Annotated in this window: 17 protein-coding genes; 7 read left to right on the top strand and 10 right to left on the bottom strand. The window is 53.5% G+C overall.

All coding sequences use genetic code 11. From position 1 onward, the window contains the following. Nucleotides 1-37: 37 nt before the first annotated feature. The 5 genes from Q8902_08685 to Q8902_08665 form a co-directional block, all read right to left on the bottom strand. Nucleotides 38-1681: a hypothetical protein gene (locus Q8902_08685; protein ID MDP4199632.1), complete on the bottom strand. Its 1644-nt coding sequence runs from the start codon at nucleotides 1679-1681 to the stop codon at nucleotides 38-40. A gap of 237 nt (nucleotides 1682-1918) precedes the next feature. After that, nucleotides 1919-3265 carry an FGGY family carbohydrate kinase gene (locus Q8902_08680; GenBank protein ID MDP4199631.1) on the bottom strand — a complete coding sequence of 449 codons (1347 nt, stop codon included), beginning with the start codon at nucleotides 3263-3265 and terminating at the stop codon, nucleotides 1919-1921. Beyond that, complete coding sequence (locus Q8902_08675) at nucleotides 3262-5646, bottom strand: glycoside hydrolase family 38 C-terminal domain-containing protein (protein MDP4199630.1); 2385 nt, start codon at nucleotides 5644-5646, stop codon at nucleotides 3262-3264. The genes Q8902_08680 and Q8902_08675 overlap by 4 nt, the downstream gene beginning before the upstream one ends. A gap of 88 nt (nucleotides 5647-5734) precedes the next feature. After that, entirely contained in the window at nucleotides 5735-6751 is a 1017-nt protein-coding gene (locus Q8902_08670; GenBank protein MDP4199629.1) for a sugar kinase, read from the bottom strand. 97 nt (nucleotides 6752-6848) lie between these two features. Then, nucleotides 6849-8525, bottom strand: a complete 1677-nt coding sequence (locus Q8902_08665; protein ID MDP4199628.1) for an acyl-CoA carboxylase subunit beta — start codon at nucleotides 8523-8525, stop codon at nucleotides 6849-6851. A 231-nt stretch (nucleotides 8526-8756) separates the two neighbouring features. On the opposite strand from Q8902_08665, the gene Q8902_08660 reads away from it, so the two are divergent. Continuing rightward, complete coding sequence (locus Q8902_08660; GenBank protein ID MDP4199627.1) at nucleotides 8757-9215, top strand: hypothetical protein; 459 nt, start codon at nucleotides 8757-8759, stop codon at nucleotides 9213-9215. Between the two features lie 87 nt (nucleotides 9216-9302). Here the strand turns inward: Q8902_08660 and Q8902_08655 are convergent, their stop codons facing one another. From Q8902_08655 to Q8902_08645, 3 genes are all read right to left on the bottom strand, one after another. Further along, entirely contained in the window at nucleotides 9303-11207 is a 1905-nt protein-coding gene (locus Q8902_08655; protein MDP4199626.1) for a hypothetical protein, read from the bottom strand. A 142-nt stretch (nucleotides 11208-11349) separates the two neighbouring features. Beyond that, nucleotides 11350-12627 carry a hypothetical protein gene (locus tag Q8902_08650; protein MDP4199625.1) on the bottom strand — a complete coding sequence of 426 codons (1278 nt, stop codon included), beginning with the start codon at nucleotides 12625-12627 and terminating at the stop codon, nucleotides 11350-11352. Between the two features lie 35 nt (nucleotides 12628-12662). Further along, nucleotides 12663-13592: a hypothetical protein gene (locus Q8902_08645; GenBank protein MDP4199624.1), complete on the bottom strand. Its 930-nt coding sequence runs from the start codon at nucleotides 13590-13592 to the stop codon at nucleotides 12663-12665. Between the two features lie 763 nt (nucleotides 13593-14355). Here Q8902_08645 and rplU point away from each other — a divergent pair. Together rplU and rpmA are read left to right on the top strand one after the other, a co-directional pair. Beyond that, nucleotides 14356-14652: a 50S ribosomal protein L21 gene (rplU, locus tag Q8902_08640; GenBank protein MDP4199623.1), complete on the top strand. Its 297-nt coding sequence runs from the start codon at nucleotides 14356-14358 to the stop codon at nucleotides 14650-14652. A 42-nt stretch (nucleotides 14653-14694) separates the two neighbouring features. Continuing rightward, on the top strand, nucleotides 14695-14964 hold the full coding sequence (gene rpmA / locus Q8902_08635; GenBank protein ID MDP4199622.1) for a 50S ribosomal protein L27: 270 nt from the start codon (nucleotides 14695-14697) through the stop codon (nucleotides 14962-14964). Nucleotides 14965-15011: 47 nt separating this feature from the next. Here the strand turns inward: rpmA and Q8902_08630 are convergent, their stop codons facing one another. Beyond that, nucleotides 15012-16595, bottom strand: coding sequence for an aldo/keto reductase (locus Q8902_08630; protein MDP4199621.1), 1584 nt, complete (start codon nucleotides 16593-16595; stop codon nucleotides 15012-15014). Between the two features lie 88 nt (nucleotides 16596-16683). On the opposite strand from Q8902_08630, the gene Q8902_08625 reads away from it, so the two are divergent. Together Q8902_08625 and Q8902_08620 are read left to right on the top strand one after the other, a co-directional pair. Further along, nucleotides 16684-17988, top strand: coding sequence for an oligosaccharide flippase family protein (locus tag Q8902_08625; GenBank protein MDP4199620.1), 1305 nt, complete (start codon nucleotides 16684-16686; stop codon nucleotides 17986-17988). A 239-nt stretch (nucleotides 17989-18227) separates the two neighbouring features. Next, the gene (locus tag Q8902_08620; protein MDP4199619.1) at nucleotides 18228-18980 is read left to right on the top strand and encodes an FkbM family methyltransferase; all 753 of its coding nucleotides are present in this window, start codon (nucleotides 18228-18230) and stop codon (nucleotides 18978-18980) included. Nucleotides 18981-19081: 101 nt separating this feature from the next. Here Q8902_08620 and Q8902_08615 read toward each other — a convergent pair whose 3' ends face one another. After that, nucleotides 19082-20599, bottom strand: coding sequence for a kelch repeat-containing protein (locus Q8902_08615; GenBank protein MDP4199618.1), 1518 nt, complete (start codon nucleotides 20597-20599; stop codon nucleotides 19082-19084). 183 nt (nucleotides 20600-20782) lie between these two features. Here Q8902_08615 and Q8902_08610 point away from each other — a divergent pair, with 183 nt between their 5' ends. Beyond that, nucleotides 20783-23458: a LamG-like jellyroll fold domain-containing protein gene (locus Q8902_08610; protein ID MDP4199617.1), complete on the top strand. Its 2676-nt coding sequence runs from the start codon at nucleotides 20783-20785 to the stop codon at nucleotides 23456-23458. Between the two features lie 97 nt (nucleotides 23459-23555). After that, nucleotides 23556-25517 carry a threonine--tRNA ligase gene (gene thrS, locus Q8902_08605; GenBank protein MDP4199616.1) on the top strand — a complete coding sequence of 654 codons (1962 nt, stop codon included), beginning with the start codon at nucleotides 23556-23558 and terminating at the stop codon, nucleotides 25515-25517. The last annotated feature ends 57 nt before the right edge of the window (nucleotides 25518-25574 follow it).

The following is a 25574-nucleotide window of genomic DNA, read 5'->3' as shown; positions in this document are numbered from 1 at the left end:
CGGCTCCGGCTATTCATGCATAATTTCAATGTTGCCGTTAGGGCATCGTTTTGTTCAAGTGCATCACGAGCAACTTCGGAACATACGGCGAACCACTGCCGGCCTGGGTACTGCTTCCGACCGAGACGATCTCATAGATTCCTCCCGGAGCGGCTGTAAACGTACTCGAACTGCCTGCTACCGCGGCGCCGACCTTACCCACCGAGTCGGTGACAGTAATCTGGTTGTTCGCTGCGGGGATCACCACGATATTTGACATACCTGGTACCTTGCTCAGGAATGACATGTCGGGCAGGCCGGAAATCGAAGTATAAAAGCTGGTATAGGGCTTGGTTCCACCAACCGGATATCCGACTGCCGAGACGAATACGAGGATAATCGAGTCGGGATAAGAGTAATTCGGAATTCCGATCGCCGCGTAGCGAGGATTGGCCTTCATAGTTGAATCGCCGTTGTAGAAAACGAAGGAGATCGAGGTGTCCGAAGAAAGCTTTGTTTCATCGAATCCCAGCTTGTTGTTGTCGTTGAGATCGAACAACAAGTGGGCATTCTTTCCAGCATCATCCGTCGCGGACGCCGAAAGTCCAACCTTGTGGCTCGGGATCGATGTGCTTGCAAAATTCACTTCCCAAAGGCTGTTCGTTGGATCCACCATGTTGAATCCCGAACCCGCGGGTGTCAGTGCCGGGACAGGCCAAAACGTGAAGTTATCGCGCTCCGTAAATGTCTCGCCATTGATGACAAATCCAAGCTTGGTATCGCCATTGTAGTATCCACTCGCCGGCGGTACAATTCCGTTGACAACATTATACCGGAACGCCGGCTGCAGGGGAGCAGTCTGGTCGTTGCCAAGATTGTTGTCATCGAATGCACGCAGCCGGAAGTTATCCAGAGGAGCCTGTGCCGTGTCGGTCGTTGCCGTATCGGTTGGGAGCCGCGCGGGATCGCCGGCATATATCAGTGTATAAAAATTGCCACCGGTAAAGGTCTGGTCGGTCAGGCGCGCGAGCACTCCGGCAGTTGCGTTTCCGGTCTGAATCACGTAAAACGAGAAGCTTGTGTCGAGTACGGTCTTGAGCGGCACATAGTCCGAATTGGCATTAAAGGCAACACCATGGGAGCCGTTGACCATATCGATTACATCGCCAAAGCTCGGATCGTTGACGCGCATGGACAGATTCGGCGTACCGGGCTGCATGTTGATAAAGCGGACATAAGCTTTCGAAGAATCGAACGTACCGGACACGACACGGTCCGGAATTAGACGGGTTGTGAAATTTCCGTTGACCGTCGTGATCATGAGCGTATACTTTTTGCCGCCGACGATCGTCATTGTCGGATCTCCCGGAATATCGTGTTTTTCGGGATGTGTCGCTGGCGTGACGTCATAATGATAGACTGTTCCGGACGTGGACGCAAGAATTCCTGTGGTATAGACAGCCCCACCACCATATCGGAGGTTCTGGCTTTGCGGCAAAGCAGGGTGGTTTTCGCCATATTGCCACCAATACACATCCATCGATGAGGCAGGCCACGGCGCGAAGTTCATGACCCGGATATTGGCAAATTCTTGTGGTTGGACGTCCACGGTCCCGGCCTGACAGCCCGCCATGATCAGCAAGCACAGAGCGGGAGCGAAGAACAGTGTTTTGGCCAGCGGACGGCGGGAATTCTGCTTCATGATTTCTAAACCTGGATGATGTGGCGGGCGAGGAGTGAGGTCATTAATGATCTCACAGTCTCCCGCCCGTGTTCGGATTCTCGGAAAACAATCGAGAGTTCCGATGCGCTCCGGAAACCCTCCGTGGCGCACGAGCCAAGTACACACGAACCCGGAAAAGGTTGCGCGGGGCACTTGGACACCTGAATTGGAGTACAAATATACGATTCATTCCGGCTCGACGTCTCAGTTCGGGCTTCAGCCGCAAAGCATTGCCGCGCCGAGCGCGGCTTCTTCGGTAACCCGGGAGACTGAAATGGGCAGGCCGAATCGCTGTTCTGCGGCCTCCCGGAGCGATTGATTGCTCCGCATACCACTGCCGGCGCCGATCAGCCGCTGGTGTCGCATACGGCTTTCCCGTTCGAAATATGGCGCGGCAATCTCTTCGATCATTCCTTCGACGAGTGCTCGCAACAGTGGTGCAAGGAGAAAATTCTCTCTCGTTAGCCCGACGATCGAAGCCCGCTCGCCCTCCGGCCGAAACTTGCTACCGGCAAAGATCGGATCGAAATGAATGCCGTGGGAGGAAGTGCCACAGGCAAGCCGGTCCATGAGAGCGAAGATCTTCGACAGGTCAGATCGGCCCAACCTTTCAGACGGGCCTGACGGAGGTTCGAATTCGGAAAGAACATCTTGAATGAACAATGCCATCGTGCGGTAGGCCTCGCCGCCGGCGAGAGTTGGTACTGTCACGAGAAATCGATCCCGCATCAAGTATCGAATGTCCGTCCCTCGGCTGGCGAGGGGAGTGGTGGTCTCCCACATGCTCTGTGAGCCAGTTCCGAAGTTAAGCAGAAGGTCCGTGCTCGTACATCCTGCTCCCAGATAGGCTGCTTGCGTGTCCCCGATGCTGGCATGGACTGCTGTATCAAGTGGCAGGCCGAGTACGTTGGCAAGCGATTGTTCGACCTGTCCGACCCATGCTCCCGGCTCGAAGACATCCGGTAGGAGCGATTGCGGAATACCGAAGCTATCGAACACAGCATGTCGCCATTCCTTCCGTATGGGGTCGAACATTGCCCACGCCGCTGCACTGGTGATATCGGTAACGGCGTGGCCGGCGAGCAAGCTTGTGAGCCAATCGTAGATGCCGAGAACGTATGCGGAGCCGTTCGGCAGTGCTCCGTGCCGATTCCACCACGCAAGCGTCGTCAGCAGAAATCCATTGCGAACGTTGAGACCGGTCGGATCTTCACCAAACTGCGTCTCCAGTTTTGGCAGCATCGCCGTGCAGCGTTTATCCTGCCAGGTTACGAAATTGGTGAGTGGTCGAAGGCGCCGATCGACGACCAGTCCGCCATGCATCTGACCAGTAAATGCTAATGCGCTGATGCATAAGCCGAGTTCACTGGTCTTTCCTGCGAGCTTCGAGATAATCTCGAACGCCGCATCACGAATCGCGAGTGGATCGTGCTCGAAAAATTCGGGAGCGGTCGGGAGTCGCGCGGGAATTGGAAGTCGGTCGGTGTGCAGCACAGTACCCTCGGCGACCAGCGTGCCCTTGATCGCGGAAGAGCCGACATCAATGCCGATAACTGCTCTCATAAAGGACGCTCGAGAAAATCGACTTCGGTGGCGTGGCCGTCACGCACAAGGAATGTCCTAATTTCGAATGGAGAAAATGACGTGCGCCATCGCGCACCAAGCGTGGGAAATTCGAATGTGGCCTCGCTCGACTCGCCGGCCTGCTCCACGGCTCTGAGAATAATCCCATTGTCATCCTGAGCTTTCTTCAGTGCGCCAACGTGTATCGCTCTGCTATCCCGCTTGAAGCCGGCAAACGTGCTTGGCAATTGTCCGTTATGTCCGGATTCAGTCTGGACGATGAGAGGCGATTGAAAGCGCGCAATATGACTTCCACTCCAGTTGCCTTCATAGGGGATTAGCAGCAATCGGAATTCCTGTTCGCCCTGATCCTGGTACCGCTCGCGCTCGCCTTCGTGCATCACATGCGGCGGTGTATGATGTGCGAACAGCGGACTTCGCGCGGCAATGATGTAGATAAATTCGCTATCGACCGAATAGCTGTATTTCGAATCGGTGACAATCGCCACACCGTGAGAACCGTCGCGCTCCGTAACGCACACCCACATTTGTCCCGGCCATTCACGTGGTCCGGTAGGCCGCTGAACCCACGCATACGGAATCTCATAATTCGCAACGGGATCAGCGCATCCATGACGAAATCGGATCTTAAGAATCCGGTGCCGCTCGTGCCAATCGAGAAAAACGCGAATCTCGATCGCGGGGTCATCTTTCGTCCAAAGGATTTCTTCTTCCATGCGGGAGGCACCGCCACTACTCTTGATGCGGCAACCAGTTCGAAGCGGCCCATGCTCGATGGTCTCGATCGCATCGATACGAAATTCGCTTTCATAATCGGTAAAGGACGTTGCTCCATGTCCCCACGTATCAGACTCATCACGAACGATCACTGCCGGAGCATATTCAACCGGAAGTGTTATTTCACTCACATCAGTCACACTGACCGAATTGCTGCGTTCAATGCCAAAGACGCTCCATCCAAACGCCGGGACCGAAACGATGGCTGCATACCTCATTCGATCGTCACCAATTTTTCCGGATGCCTCAATTCTTTGCGATGGCACGGCTTTGCCATCTGGGGAAATCAACCGCACTTCTGGAAGTGGTTTCTGTCCGGATTCATGCGGAAGCCAGCATTCGAATTCGATCAATTCTTTGCGAGGGTGAGCGCTGAGATTGAAGACAACAAGATTTTCGATGTGCGCGCTCATATCAATGCGAGCCATCAGACTCCCAAGTTTGTCCCGGGTAATCCGATCGGCGACCGAAATAGCCTCGCGGTACATGGAAATCGAGTCATCGCACGCTTCGCGAATCGCCACACCACCCAGCAAGTCGTGAAATTGATTGAAGCATAGATTCTTCCATGCACGATCTAATTCAACCACCCCCTGCCCCCGCCTTGAAAAAGCGGGGGAATCCTCCGTCTTATCAAGGCGAAGGTCTTCGCGCATGATGAGCGATGCTTGACTTCCTAGCAGGTACTCGAAGAGGAATCCCAACACCTGCGCGCGCTCCGCAGTCAGCAGCGCATGCTCGGTACGGCGGTGCAGTTGCTTGATCTCGCTATGGGCGCTGTAGCAGCCAATGGCATGCGGTTGAATTTCATCATGAACGACGGGCAGCGTCGTGCAGTCGATTGCTGCGAAGAACCGTTCGGGCTCGCTTAGCTCGATGCCTCGTTGCTCTTTTCGCAAATCGGCAATATCCTCTAACTCCGCGATCGTCGGACCTCCACCATGATTACCGACACCAAAGAAAATCATCCAGGGTGGCTCCGGCGTGTAGAGCGGATAGTCTGGGAGTCGGTGAAGTTTCTCTCTTGTCGAAAATTCGTAATTTGAGTAATGCAGTGGAAGACGGTAGGCAGTCACGCGGTCGCCGCTCGGCGCCTCCCATTGGAAGAGCGAAGCGGGGAGTGGCTTTTCTTCCTCACCGGGTCGCATGAAGACGTAGGACGTAAGCCCTGCCTTTCGCAGCAACTGCGGCAGGTTGGCATTGTGGCCGAAACTATCGATGTTGTAGGCAACGGTTGCGATCTTCCCGAACCGACGCTGAAAATATTCTTGCCCCAGGAGTGCCTGACGAATAAAACTCTCGCCACTTGGTAGATTGCAGTCGGGCTCGACCCACCAGCCTCCGACAATTGCCCAGCGGCCATCGCAGACTGCTTGTTGAATGCGACCGAAGAGATCCGGGTCGGTCTCTTCGACAAAGGCAAAATGCGCCGCACTGGAGCAAGTGAAGATAAAGCCCGGAAACTCGCGGATGCGATCGAGAGCGGACCGGCACGTTGCGCGGAATGCAGCAAGGCCTTCCTCCATGCGCCACATCCACGCCGGATCGAGATGCGCGTTACCGATTAGGTGAATCTGGGGCAATGATGAATGTTGAATGATAATAAATGATGAAATAGATTATCCGATGAAGAACATCCGCTCTCCATCATTCATCATTCGACAGTCATCATTAATTCGCCCGACGGCTCATTGCCAGTGCCGGCCCCTTGAACGTCCCCCACTTGACGAGCGGGCGATAATGCCGCTCGACACGCTGGATGGTAATTCCAGTGCTGCGGCCGCCTCGAACTTCGAGGCTGCACGCGGCCGTGGCATTTCCCATGGCGGCACATTCAAACGGCGGATGTCCGCGCAGCATAGCGGCGATATAGCCGGCATTGAAGGCATCACCAGCGCCGGTGGCATCGACGACCGAGGTGACTCGAGGCACGGGGACCTCAAAAATCGTCGAGTCCATTTTCGCCGGATTCCGGAGTCCGACCAGCGTGCTCTGCGCGCCGCGGCAAAACGCGACTTCCGTAAATCCCATATTGCAGTAGTGATCGACAGCGGCCGCCGCTTCGCGATGGTTAAAGAGCAGGGCGTCGTCCTGAGCCGAGACGAATAAGACATCTACATGCGGTGCGAACACTGGTAACAGTTCGCGCAACGCATCGAGGTTGTCCCATAAACTTGGCCGCACATTGAGATCGAAGCAGACCTTAGCATGACCATGCGTTTCTCGAACGAGTTCGATCAGTCTGTTCCGATCCTTCATCACCGCAACCGGAATGGAGGAGAACAGCACGGCGCGTGCGCTCGAGGCATAGCGAATGAGATCCTCCAACGGCTGCGCAGAGAAGGCATAGGTCGCGGCCGAGTCTCGCCGTAAAAAGTGGAAGTGGGGATTGCCGCCTTCGTCTCGATGAATAAAATAAGCGCCGTTCGCTTTGCCCTCGAGAATTGGCGCATGCGAGAGATCGATATCTTCGGACTGGAGTACTTCAACGAGTCCATCGGTAAATGGATCGTCGCCAAGCGCGGAAATGAGTCCGGTCGTGAGACCGAGCGCTTTCGCAGCCGAGAGAGAGTTCAGCACATCGCCGGAGTAGCCGAGCTGATACATGCCGCGGCCGCTCTCTTCATCAACAGAATTCAACTCGGCAAGACATTCGCCGATTCCTATCAGGTCCAAGTTCGTTTCCATACTTCAAAAATACGACCCTTTTCGATGAGCGCTGTTCAGCTGGTCACATTTCATAGAATCCATAAAATCTATAGATCCTAATAAATCGCTGCGATGGTTACACCTGAATCACCCCCACATTGAACTTCCCGATCTCTGGCACATGGCTGGCGGCTTCGATGCCGGTGGAGATGATCTCTCGAGTGGCCCGCGGATCGACAATCCCATCGGTCCAGAGGCGCGCGGCGGCATAGAGTGGGCTCGTGTGCTCGGTGTAGCTCCGTTGGATGTCATCCAGCATTTTTTGCTGTAGCTCTTTCGTGATCGTCTCGCCGGTTTTCTTGAGCGAGGCGAGCTTGATCGAAAGCAGCGTCTTGGAGGCCTGCTGCCCACCCATGACGGCAATCTGCGATGTCGGCCAGGAGAAGATCAGTCTGGGATCGTACGCTTTGCCGCACATGGCGTAGTTGCCGGCGCCGTTGGAATTGCCAACGAAGAATGTAAACTTCGGCACGACAGAATTCGCGACCGCGCTCACCATCTTCGCGCCATCGCGCAGGATGCCCGCGTGCTCCGAGCGGCTGCCGACCATGAAGCCGGTCACGTCCTGCAGGAAGATGAGCGGGATGTGCTTTTGGTTGCAGTTCATCACGAAGCGCGCAGCTTTATCCGCAGAGTCGGAGTAGATCACACCGCCGACCTGCATCTCGCCTAAGGCATTCTTCACGACCGATCGTTGGTTCGCGACAATTCCGACCGACCAGCCATCGATACGAGCATACGCGGTGATGATCGTCTTGCCGAAGTCCGCCTTATACTCATCGATTTCGGAGCCATCGACCAGGCGTGCGATGACTTCGTACATATCGTATGGTTTGGCGCGATCGGCCGGCACAACGGCCAGCAGATCATCGGCAGGGAAGCGCGGCTGCAGGGCCGCTATGCGGTCGAAATGTTGGCGCTCGATAGGGCCGAGCTTGCTCATCAGGCTCCGGATCTTTTCCAGGCACGCATCGTCGTTCGGCATCTTGTAATCGGTGACGCCGGAAATTTCGGAGTGGACACGCGCGCCACCCAATGCTTCATTATCGATCCGCTCGCCGATGGCGGCTTCGACAAGTGCACTGCCGGCCAGGAATACGTGACCAGTGCCCTCGACAATCAGCGCCTCGTCCGACATGATCGGCAGATACGCGCCGCCCGCCACGCACGGTCCCATGATCGCTGCAATCTGCACGATGCCCGTGGCGGACATGACTGCATTGTTGCGGAAGATGCGGCCAAAGTGTTCTTTATCGGGAAAAATATCATCCTGCATCGGCAGGTATACCCCGGCGCTATCGACGAGATAGATGATCGGCAGATGATTTTCGAGCGAGATTTCCTGGGCGCGAAGATTTTTCTTGCCTGTCATCGGAAACCACGCGCCGGCCTTGACCGTCGCGTCGTTCGCGACAATGACCGCCAACCGGCCACTCACGCGGCCCAAGCCAACGACGACGCCCGCGCTGGGCGCAGCACCAAACGTGCGGTCGCCGCCTTCTTCTTCATACATCCCATGAGCAGCAAAGAGCCCGAGTTCGATCAGCTCCGTTCCGGGATCGATCAGCTTCGCAATCCGCTCGCGCGCAGTAAGCTTGCCCTTTTCGTGTTGCTTCGCGATGTTCTTTTCGCCGCCGCCGAGCCGGACGGTTTCGGCGAGCACGGCGAGTTTTCGCAGTTCATTCTGAACGTGATCGCGGGCGCTGCGGGCAGCGAGAGATTCGGGGTTGAGTGGCTTTCCTATGAGGCTCATGAGTGCAAAGTTACGAATCGGCACCAAACCCCGAAGAGATAATAACAAGTGCCGAGTACCGTGCTCCTCAAGACGCCGGAGGACAGAATGTACGCATCATCATCTGCAATCGGGCTCGAATATTTTCAACAATCACACTTCTGAATCTTTGGAATGAATTCTCTTCGGTGGTGTTAAATTCGAGTCGTTTGTTGGACTTCAACCATTAGTCAAGATTGTATGACGCGTCCCATGTTAGGTCTCTTCCTTCTCGCATGTTCTTTGTGTATCTCCTCATGCAGCAGCAGCCGGGCGGTCTATAAGCAGTACAGTGCTGACGACGATAAAATCGGGTACGTTGATGCTTTGCTCACCGATAGTACATACGAGGTGAAGTTTCGAGGAGGTGATTGCACCGAAGCAGCGGTTAATAATGGCGCGATGTATCGATGTGCGGAACTGACAACGAATAAGGGTTACGATTACTTTGTTATTCTGCGCGATACCATCGAACAGGAATATCAATTCCAGGGCTGGGCGCCAACCAATTACGGCGGCACGATCCAAAACAGGCCCTACAATGTGTATTATCCGGTGGGTGTGAAGGCATTCTCTGTCGGCAAGGGAGCTACGCCGAACAGAAGCGGAGCCTTCAACGCAAAGGACGTCATGGTTCAATACGCGAGTAAGATCATCAAGCCCGGACAGTGAGAGGCGAGCAGAGTAAGTACCCGAAACCCGCCATAGTGGTCGACGGGTGGCGAACCATATTATTGATCTATTCCGAAGACCAGCGCATCAATACGCAAGAGTCACCGATCCATCGGTGCCAGAGGAGCCGGCGGTGCCGTTCGCACTATGGCCATTGCCGGTGCCGCCCGTTCCCCCAAGATTCGTTGCCGTAGGCGGACCGCTCCCACCCGCTCCGCCGGCTTTATCACTATTCGCTGCTCCGTTTACCCCTGCCGCGCCAGCATTGCCATTCGTGTGACCGGCGGTCGAACTGCCCGTTCCGCCTGGACCACTCGTGCCCCCTTGCGCGTTCGTTGCGTCGTTCAGAGAGTTATGTCCGCGACCGCCACCCGTCCCACCGTTTGCTACTAACAGAGTACCGGAGGTACTTCCGACTATAGATGTAACATTGCCGTTACCGCCTACGGTCGAAAGCGTGCCCGTGCTCGTACCTGCGCTCCCACCACTGCCACCGATACCAACCGTAATCGTAAGAGTCTCGCCCGGTGTAACAGACAATCCCAACGGCGGAATATATTCGCCAGCACCACCTCCACCACCCGAACCTCCTCCGGTCCCGCCATTATCGCCCCCTCCGCCGCCTCCGCCGCCTGCTCCACCGATACCTGTGGCATAGATCGTGGTAATGCCAGACGGGACGACATAGGTTGTGCTCGAAGTGTATGTACGCTCGAAGGCCGAAGCATATTGCCAGGCGGTAAGGAAAGAATTCCTGTAAACTGTCTTGAGGCCGGCGTCGCCGGTCGCGGGTGCCGCGATCTGTAACTGGACTGTTCCGTTCGATCCATTCGTGTTATCAACGGTGCCGAAGATGAAAATACCAGCATCGTTATCGGCCTCTAGGTTGAACGGACCCACCATTTGTCCGGAAGATGAAATTCGTATGAAGACGGTATGGCCGCTCGCCCCTAAATCGACGAGGCCTTCAGCTTCTGCTTCAATCCTTGCGCCGGTGGGAATTGTAAGACCTACATTCATTCCATTCGCATTTGTCGCGCAATTCATCGAAACTTCTATTCTAAAGGACCAGAAGTCTCCTGCTCCGATTGGGAAAGACATTCCTGCGACGTTCACGGGTGTATTGCTCGATGCGCCGGTATTTGTGCTCGTATTAATTGGAGCACGGACCAGATACATCGCACCACTCCCGCCGAGCCCGCTGCCAGTACTCAGGCCGTTCACCCATCGAAGTTGTGCCGGGTTGCTTCCGTCTGTTGCTAGCACCTGGCCGCTCGAGCCATTCGTGGTGGGTAATTTGTAAGTGATTGCCGCAGTGGCAACACCGGCCTGGAGCGCCGTTAAGTTGGCGTTGGAGGAGTTTGCAAACGCCAGCGAGCCGGTGTTAGAAGATGCTGCTCCGAGTCTCAGAATCTCATTTGTGCTGACGGTTGTGCCATCATCGGCGATCGAGGCGTCGGCAAAATTCCCGACACTGCTTGTACTCCACTTTGGGATTCTGTTGTTCGTCAGTGTAGCGTTGTTCTCGACGATCGCAGTCGAACTCGATACCATTGGTCTTCCGCCGCTCAATGAAGTGCTGGCATTTGTTCCGCCATTTGCAATCGGAAGTGTGCTCGTGATATTATTAGAGTTCGAGAGGTTGATTGCATTCCGCGTAATAACTTGTCCCGCAATCGTGAGATAGTTCGGTGACCCGGCGAGACTTACGTCGCCGGTATTGGTGCCAGAGAGCGGCGCCCATCCAAGACTGCCGTTGCCATCCACGGTGACGAGCGTTTGTCCGGCGGCGCCGACGGTGCCCGGCAAGGTCAACGAATAGCTGCTCAAGCCGGAAGCCGGAGCCAACAGCGTCAGCGGAGTAATCCCTGCGGCATTTCCTCCCAGAACGAACTTCGTTCCGTAACGCTCAGCATAGACCTGCGCGAAGAGATTGCCATACGCGCTCAGGAGGATGAGAAGTACAGAAACGGCGTGAAGAATCTGTTTCACTGCTGTGAACGGTTGAAGAATTCTGAAATTCATATCCACCTCCCGCGACGGATTCCGGAATGCTAGACCGGAATCCATCGTCGAGGTTTTTCCGTCATACGTCGATTGCTGTTGAGCGAATCCCTTTATTCATCCGGATTGCTCAATTGTTGGCGAAGGAGCACCAGCGTTGGAGCGTGCTGTCGTACATAAAGCTGACGGAGCCAGCCGGCATGAGGATAATATTGCCAACCGATGTGTGGAAGCGGTTCGCTGCGGTTCCCGTCGTCGCTTCGTCTACAATCGTAATGACGTTCGAGGCGTCGGCATTGACGATGACTAACATCCTGCCCGTGACCGGATTATTCACGCTTGTCACGCGAGCGGCGCCGGAACCTGCCGTGAGCCGAATGAACGTGTTCGATGAACTGACGTCAATATTGTCGTTCGTCCCTGCCGAGAGGGCGAAATTTGCCGCTTCGGAGAATGCCAGCGAACCCATCGTTTGCCGTCCCGTCCACGTGTTGGCGCTCGCGAGATTCAGTCCGAGTTGGTGCGAACCGTCCACGCCCAGCGTCCCGTCGTGTTTCATGTTCTCGCCGTTAATCGCATTGCTCGTGCTGTTATTGATCGCTGTTGCGATGGATGGTCCAGCTGCCGTGTGAACGGCATTGACTGAAACCGCTCCGGTATTCAGGATTGTGGCATCCCCGCCCATGGCAACGCCGGCCGCCTGTCCACTACTGTTTCCGACCACGATATTCCCATTGGCTAAGGCCATTGAGCCGAGAGTCACAGAGCCGGACGGAAGGGAGACCGTACCCGTAACAGTCAGATCGGTAAACGAACCGGTGCTTCCGGAAATCGGTACGCCACTAATCGTGCCACCCGTGATCGTGCCCCCAGTGATCGACACGTTGTTCGCATTCTGTGTCGCGATCGAGCCCAACCCGAGATGCGAACGTGTCGTTGAGGAATTCGCAAGCGTTAGACTGCCACCAGTGTCAATGGTTGCATCCCCGCCGAGGGCTTTCGTGTTCCATTGGGTTCCATTCGCGATTAAGAGATTCCCTGCAGTCGCGGTTGTCGCTCCGAGCAAGGCCCCGTTAATTTTTCCGACCACCGTCGACGAAATGCCGCCGGTTACATCACCGTCTACTTGCACGTTGACGCCCTGCGGGTCTTGCCATGTCAGGTTGCCATTTCCATCCGTCTGGAGCACATATCCCGTCGAGCCATTATTTGCAGGAAGATGCCAGACCAGTGGACCGGAATTCGCGCCGGCGAAGAGTGTAAGACTATTGAACGGATTGGTTGAATCCGCGGCTAATACCACCTTCGTCCCAAAGATCCCCTTGAATGCTTGTGAGTGCGCGGCCGTCGCTGTCATTGCCAATGCAATGAGGACAACTCCGGTCATGAGTGTCTGTTTTGTTTTCATCGTCGTATGAGTTGAGAATGTGTAAGAGAAAAATCCTAGTTGGCTGAGTTCAAGAACCAGCCGTGCAGCACGTCATCATATTGGAAGGTCGCCATTCCGTTTGCGATCAGGATTATGTCCGTACCCCCCGGCACGATAAATTGATTCTCGGGTGCCGAGAGGGCAGAGCGGTTCTTGATCACGATCGGACTCGTGCCGATATTGATTAGCGAGACCACTCGCCCGGCCAGAACGCTGGTGCGATCCAGTCCCGTAAAATCGATGGAAGTTGTGTTGCTATTGAGGAGCCGCACATATCTCGCGCCGCTCTCCAACTGATAATTATCTGCGTTCGAATATAGAGGCTCCGGTGTCCAGACGCCCTTCGATGCTCCGAAGGAGAGTGTGCTCGTTGCGTCATCATACGTGAGATCGACACCGTTCGCCGATTGCAGATTGATCGTCTTCGCCTGACCAGGAATCGGTGTGCCGTTGATCGAGATCTGCTTGAGATAATTGAACGCGACTTTGTCCGCCGTGACCGCTCCTCGCGCGATCTTGTGTGTGGTAATGGCCCCATCCACCACGTTCAGCGCAAACGGCGAAGCCGTCAGTTGTGCCAGTGGACGCATTTCCTGGCCTTGCTCGACTTGTACTCCGATCCAAAGCGGGCGGTCCATCTCCTGTGGCGTCGGCAGCGGGGTATCGCCAGCGCCGAGTAATACGGAGAATACGCCGTCCTGCACTGTGGTATTGTACGTGCCGGCCCAAATTCTACTCTGTGCAAGACTGTCGGTATAGATTCGGAACGTCAGCTTATACTCCCCATTGAGCAGCGGTCCGGAAGAACCCGCTGTCCCAATGGAGAGTACGCCCTGATAGCTCACGAGCCGCGTGAGGTTGTCCTGGGCTCGGAGTGCGGGGGCTATGGCTGAGAGAAAGAAAATGAAAAATGCCCCCATCAGCCATATGATTCGTTTTGTCATGATGGCAGCGTGTTTCCTGTTGCCTGCCACAAAGGGGAAGAATCATGCCTTAGCTGGCAAGCTCTCCATACATGCTCATTCTCAACACCTGTCTGTTATCCAGACAATTCTTCGCACAACTGCCGTAAACTTCTTACGATACCGGTTTAGCAGGACGTGCGCAGCGCGGAGCCTGGCCCCTGAACCCGTCGAATGGGTCCCAACTATTATTTGCAGAATTCATCGAAAATATGCGATGCCGGATGGGTTGAACCTCGTTATACAGGGTGGAGGGGAGTCTCTTCGCAAATTACGTACTACGAATGACGAATTAAGAATTTGGCTCACAATCGGCTTTCTGGCGATGCGAACGAAGGGTTGCCAAAAGACACCGTAATTTATTCATGAAAAATATCCGAAAATTAAATATAAAATTATTTGCGCTGCCCAAGGGCCACAGGAAATTGCGATGCCAGATTGGGGGATAATTGGGGGACGGGCGGGAGCCGAATTCGAGATTTTCTGAACTTTTCAGGGCTGAGAGGCATTTGAAGGCGCTCCGAATCCTTGCCATCGCAAGGAAGGAGCCCCGCATCATGCTGGTGCATCATGCTGGTGCATCATGCTGGTGCATCATGCTGGTGCATCATGCTGGTGCATCATGCTGGTGCATCATGCTGGTGCATCATGCTGGTGCATCGTGCTGGTGCATCGTGCGGGTATGGAGTGAGATCACAGGTGATCTCGGGATCATATCAGATCTCATCGAACCAAGGAGCTTATTATGTTCGCGATCGTCGAGATTTCAGGAGAGCAGTTCAAGATCGACCAGGCCATGAAGTCGTTGCGCGTGCCGTACATGGCCGACGCATCGATCGGGCAGGAGGTCACGCTGGGTAATGCCATGGTATCGCAGAGCGAAGGCGGCATCAAGCTCGGCAGCGGTACACTCCCGACGGCGACGGTTACCGGCCATAGCCGTGGTGACAAGGTAATCGTCTTCCACAAGAAGCGCCGCAAGCGTTATCGTAAGTTGAACGGCCACACTCAGCAGTACACCGAGCTCGCTCTTAATTGGTAAGAACGCTCATAGCACTCAGCACTTAGCACTCAAGATTTTCCAATGGCACATAAAAAAGGAATGGGATCGACGCGCAACGGGCGCGATTCCAATGCACAACGACTCGGTGTCAAACGCTTCGGCGGAGAATTCGTCCGCGCAGGTAACATCCTCATTCGCCAGCGCGGTACGAAGTATCATCCGGGCACGAACGTGCTTCGGGCGAAGGACGACACGCTGTTCGCCATCGCAGATGGCTTCGTGAAGTTCTCCCGGTTCCGTCTGGACCGGCGGAAGGTCAGTGTCATTCCGGCCGAAGCCGCGAACGCATAAGTATTCAAAAGCCCGCTGCGAAGCGGGCTTTTTCGTTCTTTCACATTTTATTCCGCCTGCGCCGGCGCAATGCGAGGCCAGATCGCTTCAGCGTTCGGAACTGGTTTTGCCTGCAAGCCGAAGACGACATCATCGACGTATTCCTCGGAGCGCATTCCGACCAGCACCGACGAGACGCCAGGAACACTACGAACCAGCAATACCGACTTCTGCGAGAGCGAAAGGGCGTGATCCTCTGCGGGGAGCAGGGAGTCGAGTGCGGCATGAATCTTCTCGGCACGAGCGTGACCGCGATTCGAATAGTAGTTCGATATATGCTCGAAAACGTCATCGGCCGTCTCCGCATACTGGACCATTATGGAGTAGAGCCCTTCATCGTCTTTGGATAGTGGTCGAAGAATGTCGAAGACATATTGGAGTCGCGGCGCCAGTACGGTTTGGGAAATATCCTGCCACTCCTCGACGCTGGCGAACTCGCGCCAGTTGCCTTCGTCTAGGTTGCGTCCAAGCGTCATCAGCTTTTGTACAGCATCGCTGGACTGGGGATTGAGTGTGAGGCCTTTGAACTTAACGGAGAAGAACTCCTCCTCCTGCAAACGAAGATCATGTGTCAGATCGTCAATGTCCTGTTCCGGCGGGACTTCCCGCTCAGGAAAGTCTGCAAGGCGTATGAGTTGCTTGCCAACGATTGCATTCAGTGGACGATTAATAAGGACGCCGAGATTCTTCTCCCGGCAGAACTCCATAACGGTTTGTGTGCCACGCTTCTGGTTTCGCTCGGTGATGGCGCCATGCTCGAATATGTTGAGCGGAAATTGGACAATGGCAAAGTGATGATTTGGAGAGATGTCTTCAGCGGCTCGCCAGCAAGCTTCGAGCGAAGTGCGATTTACAGTGCCTTCGGGCTTGACGAACGTGTTTGAGCTGATGCCATACCACTGAATGCGGCCCTGCTCGACTTCAGACTCAAGATGGCGAAACGCCTTCTGAATGCGCTGATAGTACTCTTCTTGCACTTCATCTTCGGGGTGGCCTTCCGCGATGGCCCATTCAATGAAATATTCAGGATTATGGAGAAGATAGACATCAATTGCCGGCAATGCAAGGCGGTCGAGCGAAGCGGTGATTTGATCGCGAAGGAAGTCTGGGTGAATCGAGTGCCAAAGACCGTTGCTGTGGCGCACGAGGTCCGAAAGTTCAGAGCCAGCGGAGTAGTCGGCATGTGGGGCATTGGCTCGGAGCTGAATCTCCTCGAAGAGCGCCCCTTGAATATAGCTGCCCTTGGAGATAACGACCATTTCATCGCGTTTGGTAAGCCCTTGCTTCACCAAACCGGCGAGTACTTCTCCGATCAAACGCTCAGCGTTGCCGCCGGCGTAATTCGAGGAGGTATCGATCAGGTTGACGCCCATTCGAATTGCTTTGGCCAATGCGGCACGATGCGACGCTACCCGGTGATCGACGCGATAGGACCCGAACCCTGCGCCGCTTACAGTCAAGCCGGTGCGGCCCAGAGACCGATAGGAATCAGTCCATTCCGGATGCCGAATGGGAATGGTGTGAGTCGCTTCAGCCGTCGCGTGCCCGGCAATTTGCAGTTCTTCGAGTTGACCGTTTGCTGTGATATGCATGATGACTTTGAAACTTGCGCGCCTCGTAACCGTTTCCACCCTGCAACCGTGCCGAACATCAAGAATTCCATCCTGAGCGCAGAACACCGTGAGATTTAGCGAGCATCTCGGAAAGGGGGCGTGGGCATTTGCATCGCGAGCGCTACCGCTTGTTTATGCGATTGCCCTGATCATGGTTGCGCGCGCGATCCCGAGAGAGGAATATGGCACCCTACAAGTCTTTCAGGCTCTGTTTGGAATGCTCTTCACCTTCTCGGACGGATTTGCTCTACAGGCGATTGTGAAATTCGGGGTAGAGCCGAATGTGAATCTAGAGGAATTAGTGACGACGACTGTCGCCCTTTTCGTTGCGTTTTTGTCGGTGTCGTTAACAATACTCCTTATTTTCAGCTCCTTCGTTGCTTCGATTTTGAATATTGCTGCTTTGACGCAGCTTCTGCCCTGGCTCGCCCTCTTCGCTATCTTTACAATGCCGCGCGTCGTGTTTGCAAAAGTCTTGCAGACCAATTTTCGAATGAAGGAGATATTCTTCGTCGATTTTGCCAATTTCGGAATGGCCGCAATCGTCCTCGTTGTGTTGCTCACCTCGGGACACGTCCATTCTGCGACCGATGTCATTCGCGTCACGATTGCAACTGGTCTGCTATCTTCAGTCGTCGCCACGATACTCGTTCGACCATTCCTCAAGTTTCGTCCAAAGTACTCCCGTTCGATGCTTTCGCGCATCTCTAATTTCGTTCGTTATCAGGCGGCGATGGGAGTTGCGTCGACAGCTCAGCAAAATTTTGATACGCTTGTGGTTTCAGGGTTTGCAGGGGCAACGGGGGCAGCAGTGTATGGAGTAGCAAAAATGCTGTTCCGTGGATTCGACGTCGTACGCGAAACGATGACACTGTTTGTCTTTCCCGCGGCGAGTAAATACTATTCTCGCAAAGATATTCCTACACTTCGAGCGATCCTCGAAAAGAGTGTGAGTTTGCTTTATTTGGTGATGATTCCAGCAGGAATTCTACTGGAGATCGTGGCTCCAACACTATTCCATTTGTTGTATGGGACGAAGTACGATGCCAGCGTGCCAATTTTTCGGTTGCTGCTAATGGCGATTACGATCTTCCCAATCCAAATGGTCTTTGGAGTCGCAATGTCAGGCATGGGAAAGATCAAGGAGCTCTTTCGAATGTTTGTTTTGAGTCTGATAGTTAACGTCATTCTTGCGACGATCCTGCTTGCGACGATCGGTATTACAGGTGCGGCGATCGCTTTCGTTGTCGCAAGTGCGGTCCAGGCCGTTCAATTCTTAATCTATATTCGCAAGGAGGTTCAGGTTGTACCATCGCAATTACTGAATCGTGGGCTGTTTGATATTTTTGGGTATCTGCTCGACCTTAAGTAGATTCAGCATATTCCAATCGTCACAGCATTCGACTATCGGAAAGGAACCATCTGCGTAAGGTGCATGTAAAATCCCGCTCAATTCTTCACGATCGTGCTCCATCAATTACTTCAATGATAAAAAAGCTCCTCCGTCGCTCTCTTAGAGCGTATCTCACTTATACACCAATAAAAGTGGGTCGCTATCCTATCATGATGTTCTTTCACAGGTTCCTAAGCGAGCCTGCTACAGAGGAAGTCATGACGAAGGATCGAGGGCGAATGATACTAGACGTGGATGATTGGACACAATATACCATGTATTACAATCTATATGAGGCCAAATATGATAAGGTGATGCTTGCCTTGATGAAGGATACGAATGTGGTATTGGATATTGGTGGAAACGTGGGACAACATACATTATGGTTCGCCCGCTATGCGCGAAAGGTTTACTCTTTCGAACCCCTTCCTCGACTTGCAGATAGAATTAGACGCGAAATCGCGCTTAATCACTTGGAATCCAAGGTGGTTCTGGTTACTAAAGCATTGAGCGATGAAGCTAAGTCGCTTGTCATCACTGATCCGGATCGAGGAATGAGTGGCAACGCAAGTACGATCCTGGGTCGGTCACCGAATGAAAAGACTATCGCAATTCAGGCAATTCGTCTGGATGATTTCCTTGAGTCAGAAGGCGTGAAAACAGTTGATCTGGTCAATATCGACATTGAAGGCGCTGAATTGTTTGCCTTGCGCGGAATGCCGAATCTTCTTCGGAATTCGGCTCCCCCGCTGGTTCTGGAAATGAACGAGCTCATGATGGGCTTGGCTGGCTACACGTTTGAAGAAGTGCAGAATTATCTTGCAGAATTTGGATATAGGCCATTCCAAATGGTGAAGACCGGATTAATCGGACCGGTCAAAAAGATCATTTCGGACTCAGAGAACTTTTGCTTCCTCACTGAGAAGCACTTGGCCATGCCAAAGATTAAGAGCCTGATTTCTCAAGCTTAGCTTTTCGGGTAAGCCCCCGGATTGGGCTTATTAGTGTAGGCAGAAATGAAAGCGCCTCTAGATACTAGAGGCGCTAGTTCCAATGAAAACCAAAGTCCAATCTATCTTGCAATTACTAGCTTTGCGGTCTGGACCAAATTGTCGAATGTCATGCGAACGAAGTAGACTCCAGATTGAAGAGAGAGTTGACTCGCACGAATCTCATAAGGGCCGGGTCCCAAGTTTGATTGGAGATAAACAACTCGTGCGCCGCGAGAGTCATAAACTTCCAGAAGCCCAACTGTGCTCTGGGCGGATTCGAAGAAGAGAATGGAGTTGAAATCAGCGTCGTACCTCACTTCGAAATGAGATTGGGTCGAAGCAGTCTGGGGGCCTACTCCGGCAGTGGTTGGCTGATGCGCGATGTAATAACCCATAGCCTGAGGGGAGACGTCGAGGACTTCGACTGTATTAGTAATATATGGATTTACGGTTGTCATGTGTTGGAATGAGTCCACGATGGGGATGCCAACGAGTCCTCCGGCTGCCATGACCATGTCAGAGGGCAAAGAATTGTTCACACCTTGATGAAGGAACACGGCGACATGTTTGTCTCTCGAGAGATTAAGAGTCGGAGCATAATACCATCTCTGGTTCGGTCGATCATACCACTCGCAAGTCGGAGTCGTAATATTATCTGTTTCAATAGACCACACCCCACCAATTTGTCCCCCAGTCATAAGGTATCGTGCATCAGGAAGCATGACATTGCCGCTGACCGTGCAAGGTTGCAGCATCGGGCTTATCGTCGTCCATTGAAGTGAAGCGGTGTCCAATAATTCTGAGCCAGGCGCGGAGGTCGATGGGGTGTTCCTTCCGCCGGCGGCCAATATTGAGCCATCAGGAAATTGTGCCAGAACACCCATGATCCGTGCCTGCTGCATGGGTGTCATCACTGTCCATACATCATTTTCCTGATCATACATCTCGCACTCGCTGAAATACCGCGAGCCGGAACCACCATCTCTTCCGCCAGCCACGAGAATATTATTGCTATTGGAGAGCAAAAGTGACATGTGATCATGCCGATTCTGGTGCATCGATGCAATTGCCCGAGACGACATCGTCAAAGAATTGTATACTTCGCATGATGCTGTAGTTCCATCTGCGCTCAGGCCGCCAATTATGACAATGCTACTATCATTAACATATGTTGCAGTTTCATTCTGTCGCGCGAGTAATAGGTGACCTCCACTACTCCACGTCTTAGTTGCGGGGTCATAGACCTCGATTTGATCTGTCTGTGCAACGGAGGCACTGACTTGGCCTCCAAAGACCGCAACCTTGCCACTTGAGAGAACAACGGCGCAGCCTCTTCCTCGCGGCACCGCCAGGGATCCAGTGTAAGTCCATATCCCGCTGGCTGGGTCGTATAATTCGCAGGAGCCAATCGGATTATCATTTACGTCTTCTCCACCGATCGCAAGAACGGTCCCATTCTGAAGAGGAACCATAGAGAAGTAAAACCGCGGTGTGTTCATCGGAGCAACGGTCCTCCAGGTTTGCTGAGACGTGGACACTTGCGCGATGATTGTTAGACCGAGAAACCCAAGAATCGTTACTATCGTATGATGTTTCATAACGTCTGAGAGTTAAATTGTGGAGCAGTATCCGTGAAATCTATCTTTCACGATAGACGAAGATAATACATTTTCCAGGAGATGCAAGTCGAATCCAAAATTATTAATATTGAAATGTTTTCAAATGGAACGATTCTAAGGCCGTGGCCACTTCTTTCCCTCGAAATCTAATCCCAATCACCGATGAAGAAATTTGGGGTCATCTCGTTAAATGTCTGCGTTGCCCTGGTTTGTCTTCAGAGTCTCAGTTTCGCCCAGGACCTCAACACTGGGCTCGTAGCCTACTGGCCGTTCTGCGATTGCTCAGCCAAAGATCATACGGGCAATGGACATGATGGCACGCTTGTGAGAGGTCCAACCTGTGTTGCCGGCATTTACGATTCGGCCTTTCAATTCCATGGCTCCGATTGGATCGCTGTGCCGTTCTCATCAGCATTCGATATCCCTACAGACAGTGCTCTTACCTTGGCCGCATGGGTCAAGCCGAGCAGCATAGGCGGATACCAAGCACTTGTTGTGAAGGGTTCAGATGCTTGGGACTATGGTCTCTATATTGACATCAGCGGGAGCTTCATGTTCGGCTGCAGCTGGCCGAATCACGAGACTTTTTCAACCACCAGGCCTCAGGCTGGGCAGTGGTACCATGTTGTAGGGGTCTATCGTAAAAGCAGTTGGAAAATCTTCGTCAATGGAGTCCTTGAGGACCAGGTCGCAAAGGGAACGCCAATCGGTCGATCCATGAATCCGCTCGGAATGGCGATTAAAGGCAACTACCAGAAGGATATGTATTCTGGCATTCTTGATGAGGTGCGATTTTACGATCGCGCACTTTCCGATTCCGAAGTAATGGCTCTTTACCTTTGGCGGGGTCCTGGCACGTTTGCGCTCTCAACATCATCAGAAAAAATCAATGGGCATGGTTGTGTTCCATTCGACACGGCCGTTCACTTTTGGGCCGAAGGTTGCGGTCCATCGGCCGTTTCTTTGGATAGTGTTTGGATTAGTGGGGCAACCGCGTTCCGCGGCAAGAATCTTGGAAGGGTGCCCCGTTTGGTCTTCGCCGATGATTCTGTTGGCTTAGAGTATCTCTCGAATACATACTTGCCGGACACCAGTCTGTTGCACCTGCGATTTCATTCGGGGAATTTGTTCGGAGATACTGCAGTCTCACTCTTCGGATCAGGTGGCGGCGGTCCATCGGCGTTATCTATCAATGAGAAGATGTTCATGTGGGCTCGGTGCTCCGGACTTGATACCATCGTTCCATTCGGGATCGAAGGCTGCCTTCCCTCCACGGCGATGCTGGATAGTGCTTGGATCGAAGGATCATCTGCTTTTCAACTATATGATGTTAGAAAGTCCCCACGCTATTTAGGTGCAAGAGACAGTATTGGCGTGCGCTATGCTCCTTCCAACCATTTGCTTGATACTAGCTGGCTGCATATGCGTTTTGATCTTGGTGCAGGAACTCGCGACACATCGATTGAACTCATGGGTACAAACAGAGGGACTCCTGCTACACTCTCCGTGAATCCTGAGGAGTTCATGTGGAGCATCTGCACCGAACTTGATACCGCCGTTCCCCTTTCCATTATTGGCTGTCTGACAGCATTGACCAAGCTAGATACTGCTTGGATCGGTGGCTCGGCGGCGTTCCAAATTTCTGATTTCCGGTCGACCCCTCGAGTCCTGAGGCCCAAAGATAGCATTCAACTCCATTATGCGCCTGATCCAAACGGAGCTGACACGAGTTGGCTTCATCTTCGATATGATCTTGGGGCCGGTGCCATCGATACGATCATTGGACTCTTCGGGGCAAGCGCCAGCACTCCACCAACGCTTTTGTTGCCGACTGAGCGAACCTTTCTCCGAACTGCTTGCAGTGGATCGTTGGATTCAACCTTGCCCCTTGGAATCCTTGGCTGTTTGCCGAAACAATCTAAGCTGGATTCGATATGGATTGATGGATCACAAACATTCCGCATCAACGATGTCAGAAAATTGCCGCGTGTGCTGAGTCCGAATGATAGCATTCCATTGCGCTACGCTCCGAGAGGCCGATCGATCGATACAGGTCTGTTGCATATCCGATATGATTTTGGTGGTGTGATGCACGACACCACGTTATCGCTTTTGGGCACATCCTCCTCGCCCTTTATTGGTAGCAATGCATATCAGCATCTTGCCATTCGCAGTGGTGCGCTCGGCGAATCGGTCACGATGCCGCTCCAGGAGGATCTGAGTGCCCAGGCCTATCTTATGGCTTCCTGGAGTAATCTCAAGAGTCTCACAGCATTGATCTCCTTCGATTCCACCAAGTTGACCTATCTATCATATGTCGCCCCCCTTGGCTGGACAGCGTCATCTGTTGTGCCTCATGGTAATAGCCTGCAATTCTCAATCACGAATGTATCGTCATCGCCTACGAATCCATTGGATATGGGATCGGCACTTTTCACTGTCCATGGTCGGCATGCCGGAATGACACTCGTGGCTCTGAATGACCTATGGTTGAAGATCGGAGACTCCAGCGACGAGGTTTGCCTCGGTACCACAGAAGATGAGTTATGGGGCGTCGAGATCATACAACAGTCATCTTCAGTTTCATCCACGGCATTGTCAAGTCCAATCCAAGTTCATCCAAATCCATTCGAGGATCGCATTAGCATTGATGACCCGGATCGGATTATTACCAGCGTAGAGATTGTGGACGTGCTCGGTCGCTCCACAACGTCCGAAGTCCTATGGAAAGATCGGGAAGCGGTAGTTGAAACAGCAAATTTGCCGGCTGGGCTATACATCGTCGTTTGTCACATGCACGATAAGACCCATTCCATTCGGATGATGAAAGCGCACTAAGAATGCTTCTGTTCGGGAGCCTTTTTCTGCCGCACGCGGGTTAGTGCGACAAATGATGAACCCAGAAGCCATACCCGCGCCTGGAGCATCGCGCACGATGCTCGATCCTTCGCTCAGTTCGAATGAAGGGCTGATTACGATCACGCTGCCCGATGGCTCGCAGCGGACGTATCCGCGCGGAACAACGGGCATGGAGATCGCCCACTCGATTTCGCCACGGCTGGCGGATGCCGCGCTTGGGATTTTCGTCAACTCCGTTCCATTCGATCTTGCGACTCCGATCGTGCAAGATTCATCGGTTCGGATCGTTCAGTGGCGCGATGAAGAAGGCAAGGGCATCTTCTGGCATTCGAGTGCACATTTGATGGCCGAGGCAATCGAGGCAATCTATCCCGGTACCCGCTTCGGCATTGGACCACCCATCGAGAATGGATGGTACTACGATATGGAGCTTCCTGCTGGAGTGAAACTCACGCCAGAGGACCTCGCTGTGATCGAGGCAAAGATGTACGAGCTTTCGAAGCGCGATGTGCCGTATCGTCGTATCTCGAAAGAATATAGTGAGGCTATCGAATACTTCAAAGCGAAGGGCGATTGGCTCAAGCTTGAATTGCTCGATGGCTTGAAGGGCCAGCCGATCACGTTTTACGAGCAAGGTAATTTTGTCGATTTGTGCCGTGGCACCCATGTGCCTTCGACTGGTAAAATCAAATTTCCTAAGCTGCTCTCGATTGCCGGTGCCTACTGGCGCGGCGATGAAAAGCGGCCGATGCTCACCCGCGTGTATGGCGTGAGTTTTCCGACGAAGAAAGAACTCGACGAGTTTATTACCGCCCGCGAGGAAGCGGAGAAACGCGATCATCGCAAGATTGGAAAGGATCTCGAGCTGTTTCTCATATCGCCGAAGGTCGGTCAGGGGCTCGTACTTTGGTTACCAAATGGCGCGGCGCTTCGGCAAACTCTTGAGACATTTCTCAAGAAGGTTCTTCGCAAGCATGGATACGAGCAAGTAATCACTCCGCATATCGGAAGTCTTGAGCTTTACAAAACCAGCGGACACTATCCGTATTACAAGGATAGCCAATTCCCACCGATCACGCTCGAAGACGAATCGTACCTGCTGAAGCCGATGAATTGTCCGCATCATTTTACGATGTTCAATTCTAAGCCGCACTCGTACCGAGATCTGCCGGTGCGGTTTGCGGAGTTTGGCACCGTTTATCGTTACGAGCAGTCTGGCGAACTGACCGGCATGAGCCGCGTCCGCGGTTTCACTCAAGACGATGCTCACCTGTTCATGGCGCCAGAGCAACTGCGCGATGAGTTATGTGACGTTATTGCGCTCACCAAGTATGTCAGCGAGGTAGTCGGGCTCACAGGATTTCGCGCGCGGCTTTCGTTTCGCGATAAAGCGAACGTCGATAAATATGGTGGCTCCGATGAACAGTGGGAACGTGCCGAACGCGACGTCCGCGAAGCCGCCGATGCCATGGGCCTGGAATACACCATCGGTATTGGAGAAGCAACATTCTACGGGCCGAAGATCGACTTCATGCTCAAGGATGCGATCGGCCGCTCATGGCAGCTTGGCACCGTTCAGGTTGACTATGTCATGCCCGAGCGATTCAACATGGAATACATCGGTGCGGACGGACAAAAGCATCGTCCGGTCGTGATTCATCGTGCGCCGTTCGGATCGTTCGAGCGTTTCTGCAGCTTGCTCATCGAGCATTACGCAGGCAATTTCCCCACATGGCTTGCACCGGTGCAGGTTGTTGTCCTGCCCATTACCGATGCTCAGGAAGCATACGCCGAGGAAGTCTATGCCGCGCTGGAATCAATGGGTATTCGTGCGAAGCTCGATGCCTCCAGCGAGAAGGTCAACGCCCGCATTCGCGATCATGAACTGAAGAAAGTCCCAGTCATGCTGGTTCTGGGCGAGCGTGAGCGCGAAGCTCGCGCGGTCGCCATCCGGCGGCACGGAAAGGGCAACACCGGAACGGTTTCGCTGGAGGAGGCATTAGCCGTCCTCCAGGTTGAATGCGCGATTCCGGAATAGTCTTTGCAGGGATCCATTCGAGGCCTATCATTATAACGAACTAGCGACTATTTGAAC

Source organism: Bacteroidota bacterium, assembly GCA_030706745.1.
GTDB lineage: Bacteria > Bacteroidota > Ignavibacteria > Palsa-1295 > Palsa-1295 > PALSA-1295.
The sequence above is the reverse complement of the archived record's forward strand: the minus strand, read 5'-3'. Positions and strand labels throughout refer to the sequence as shown.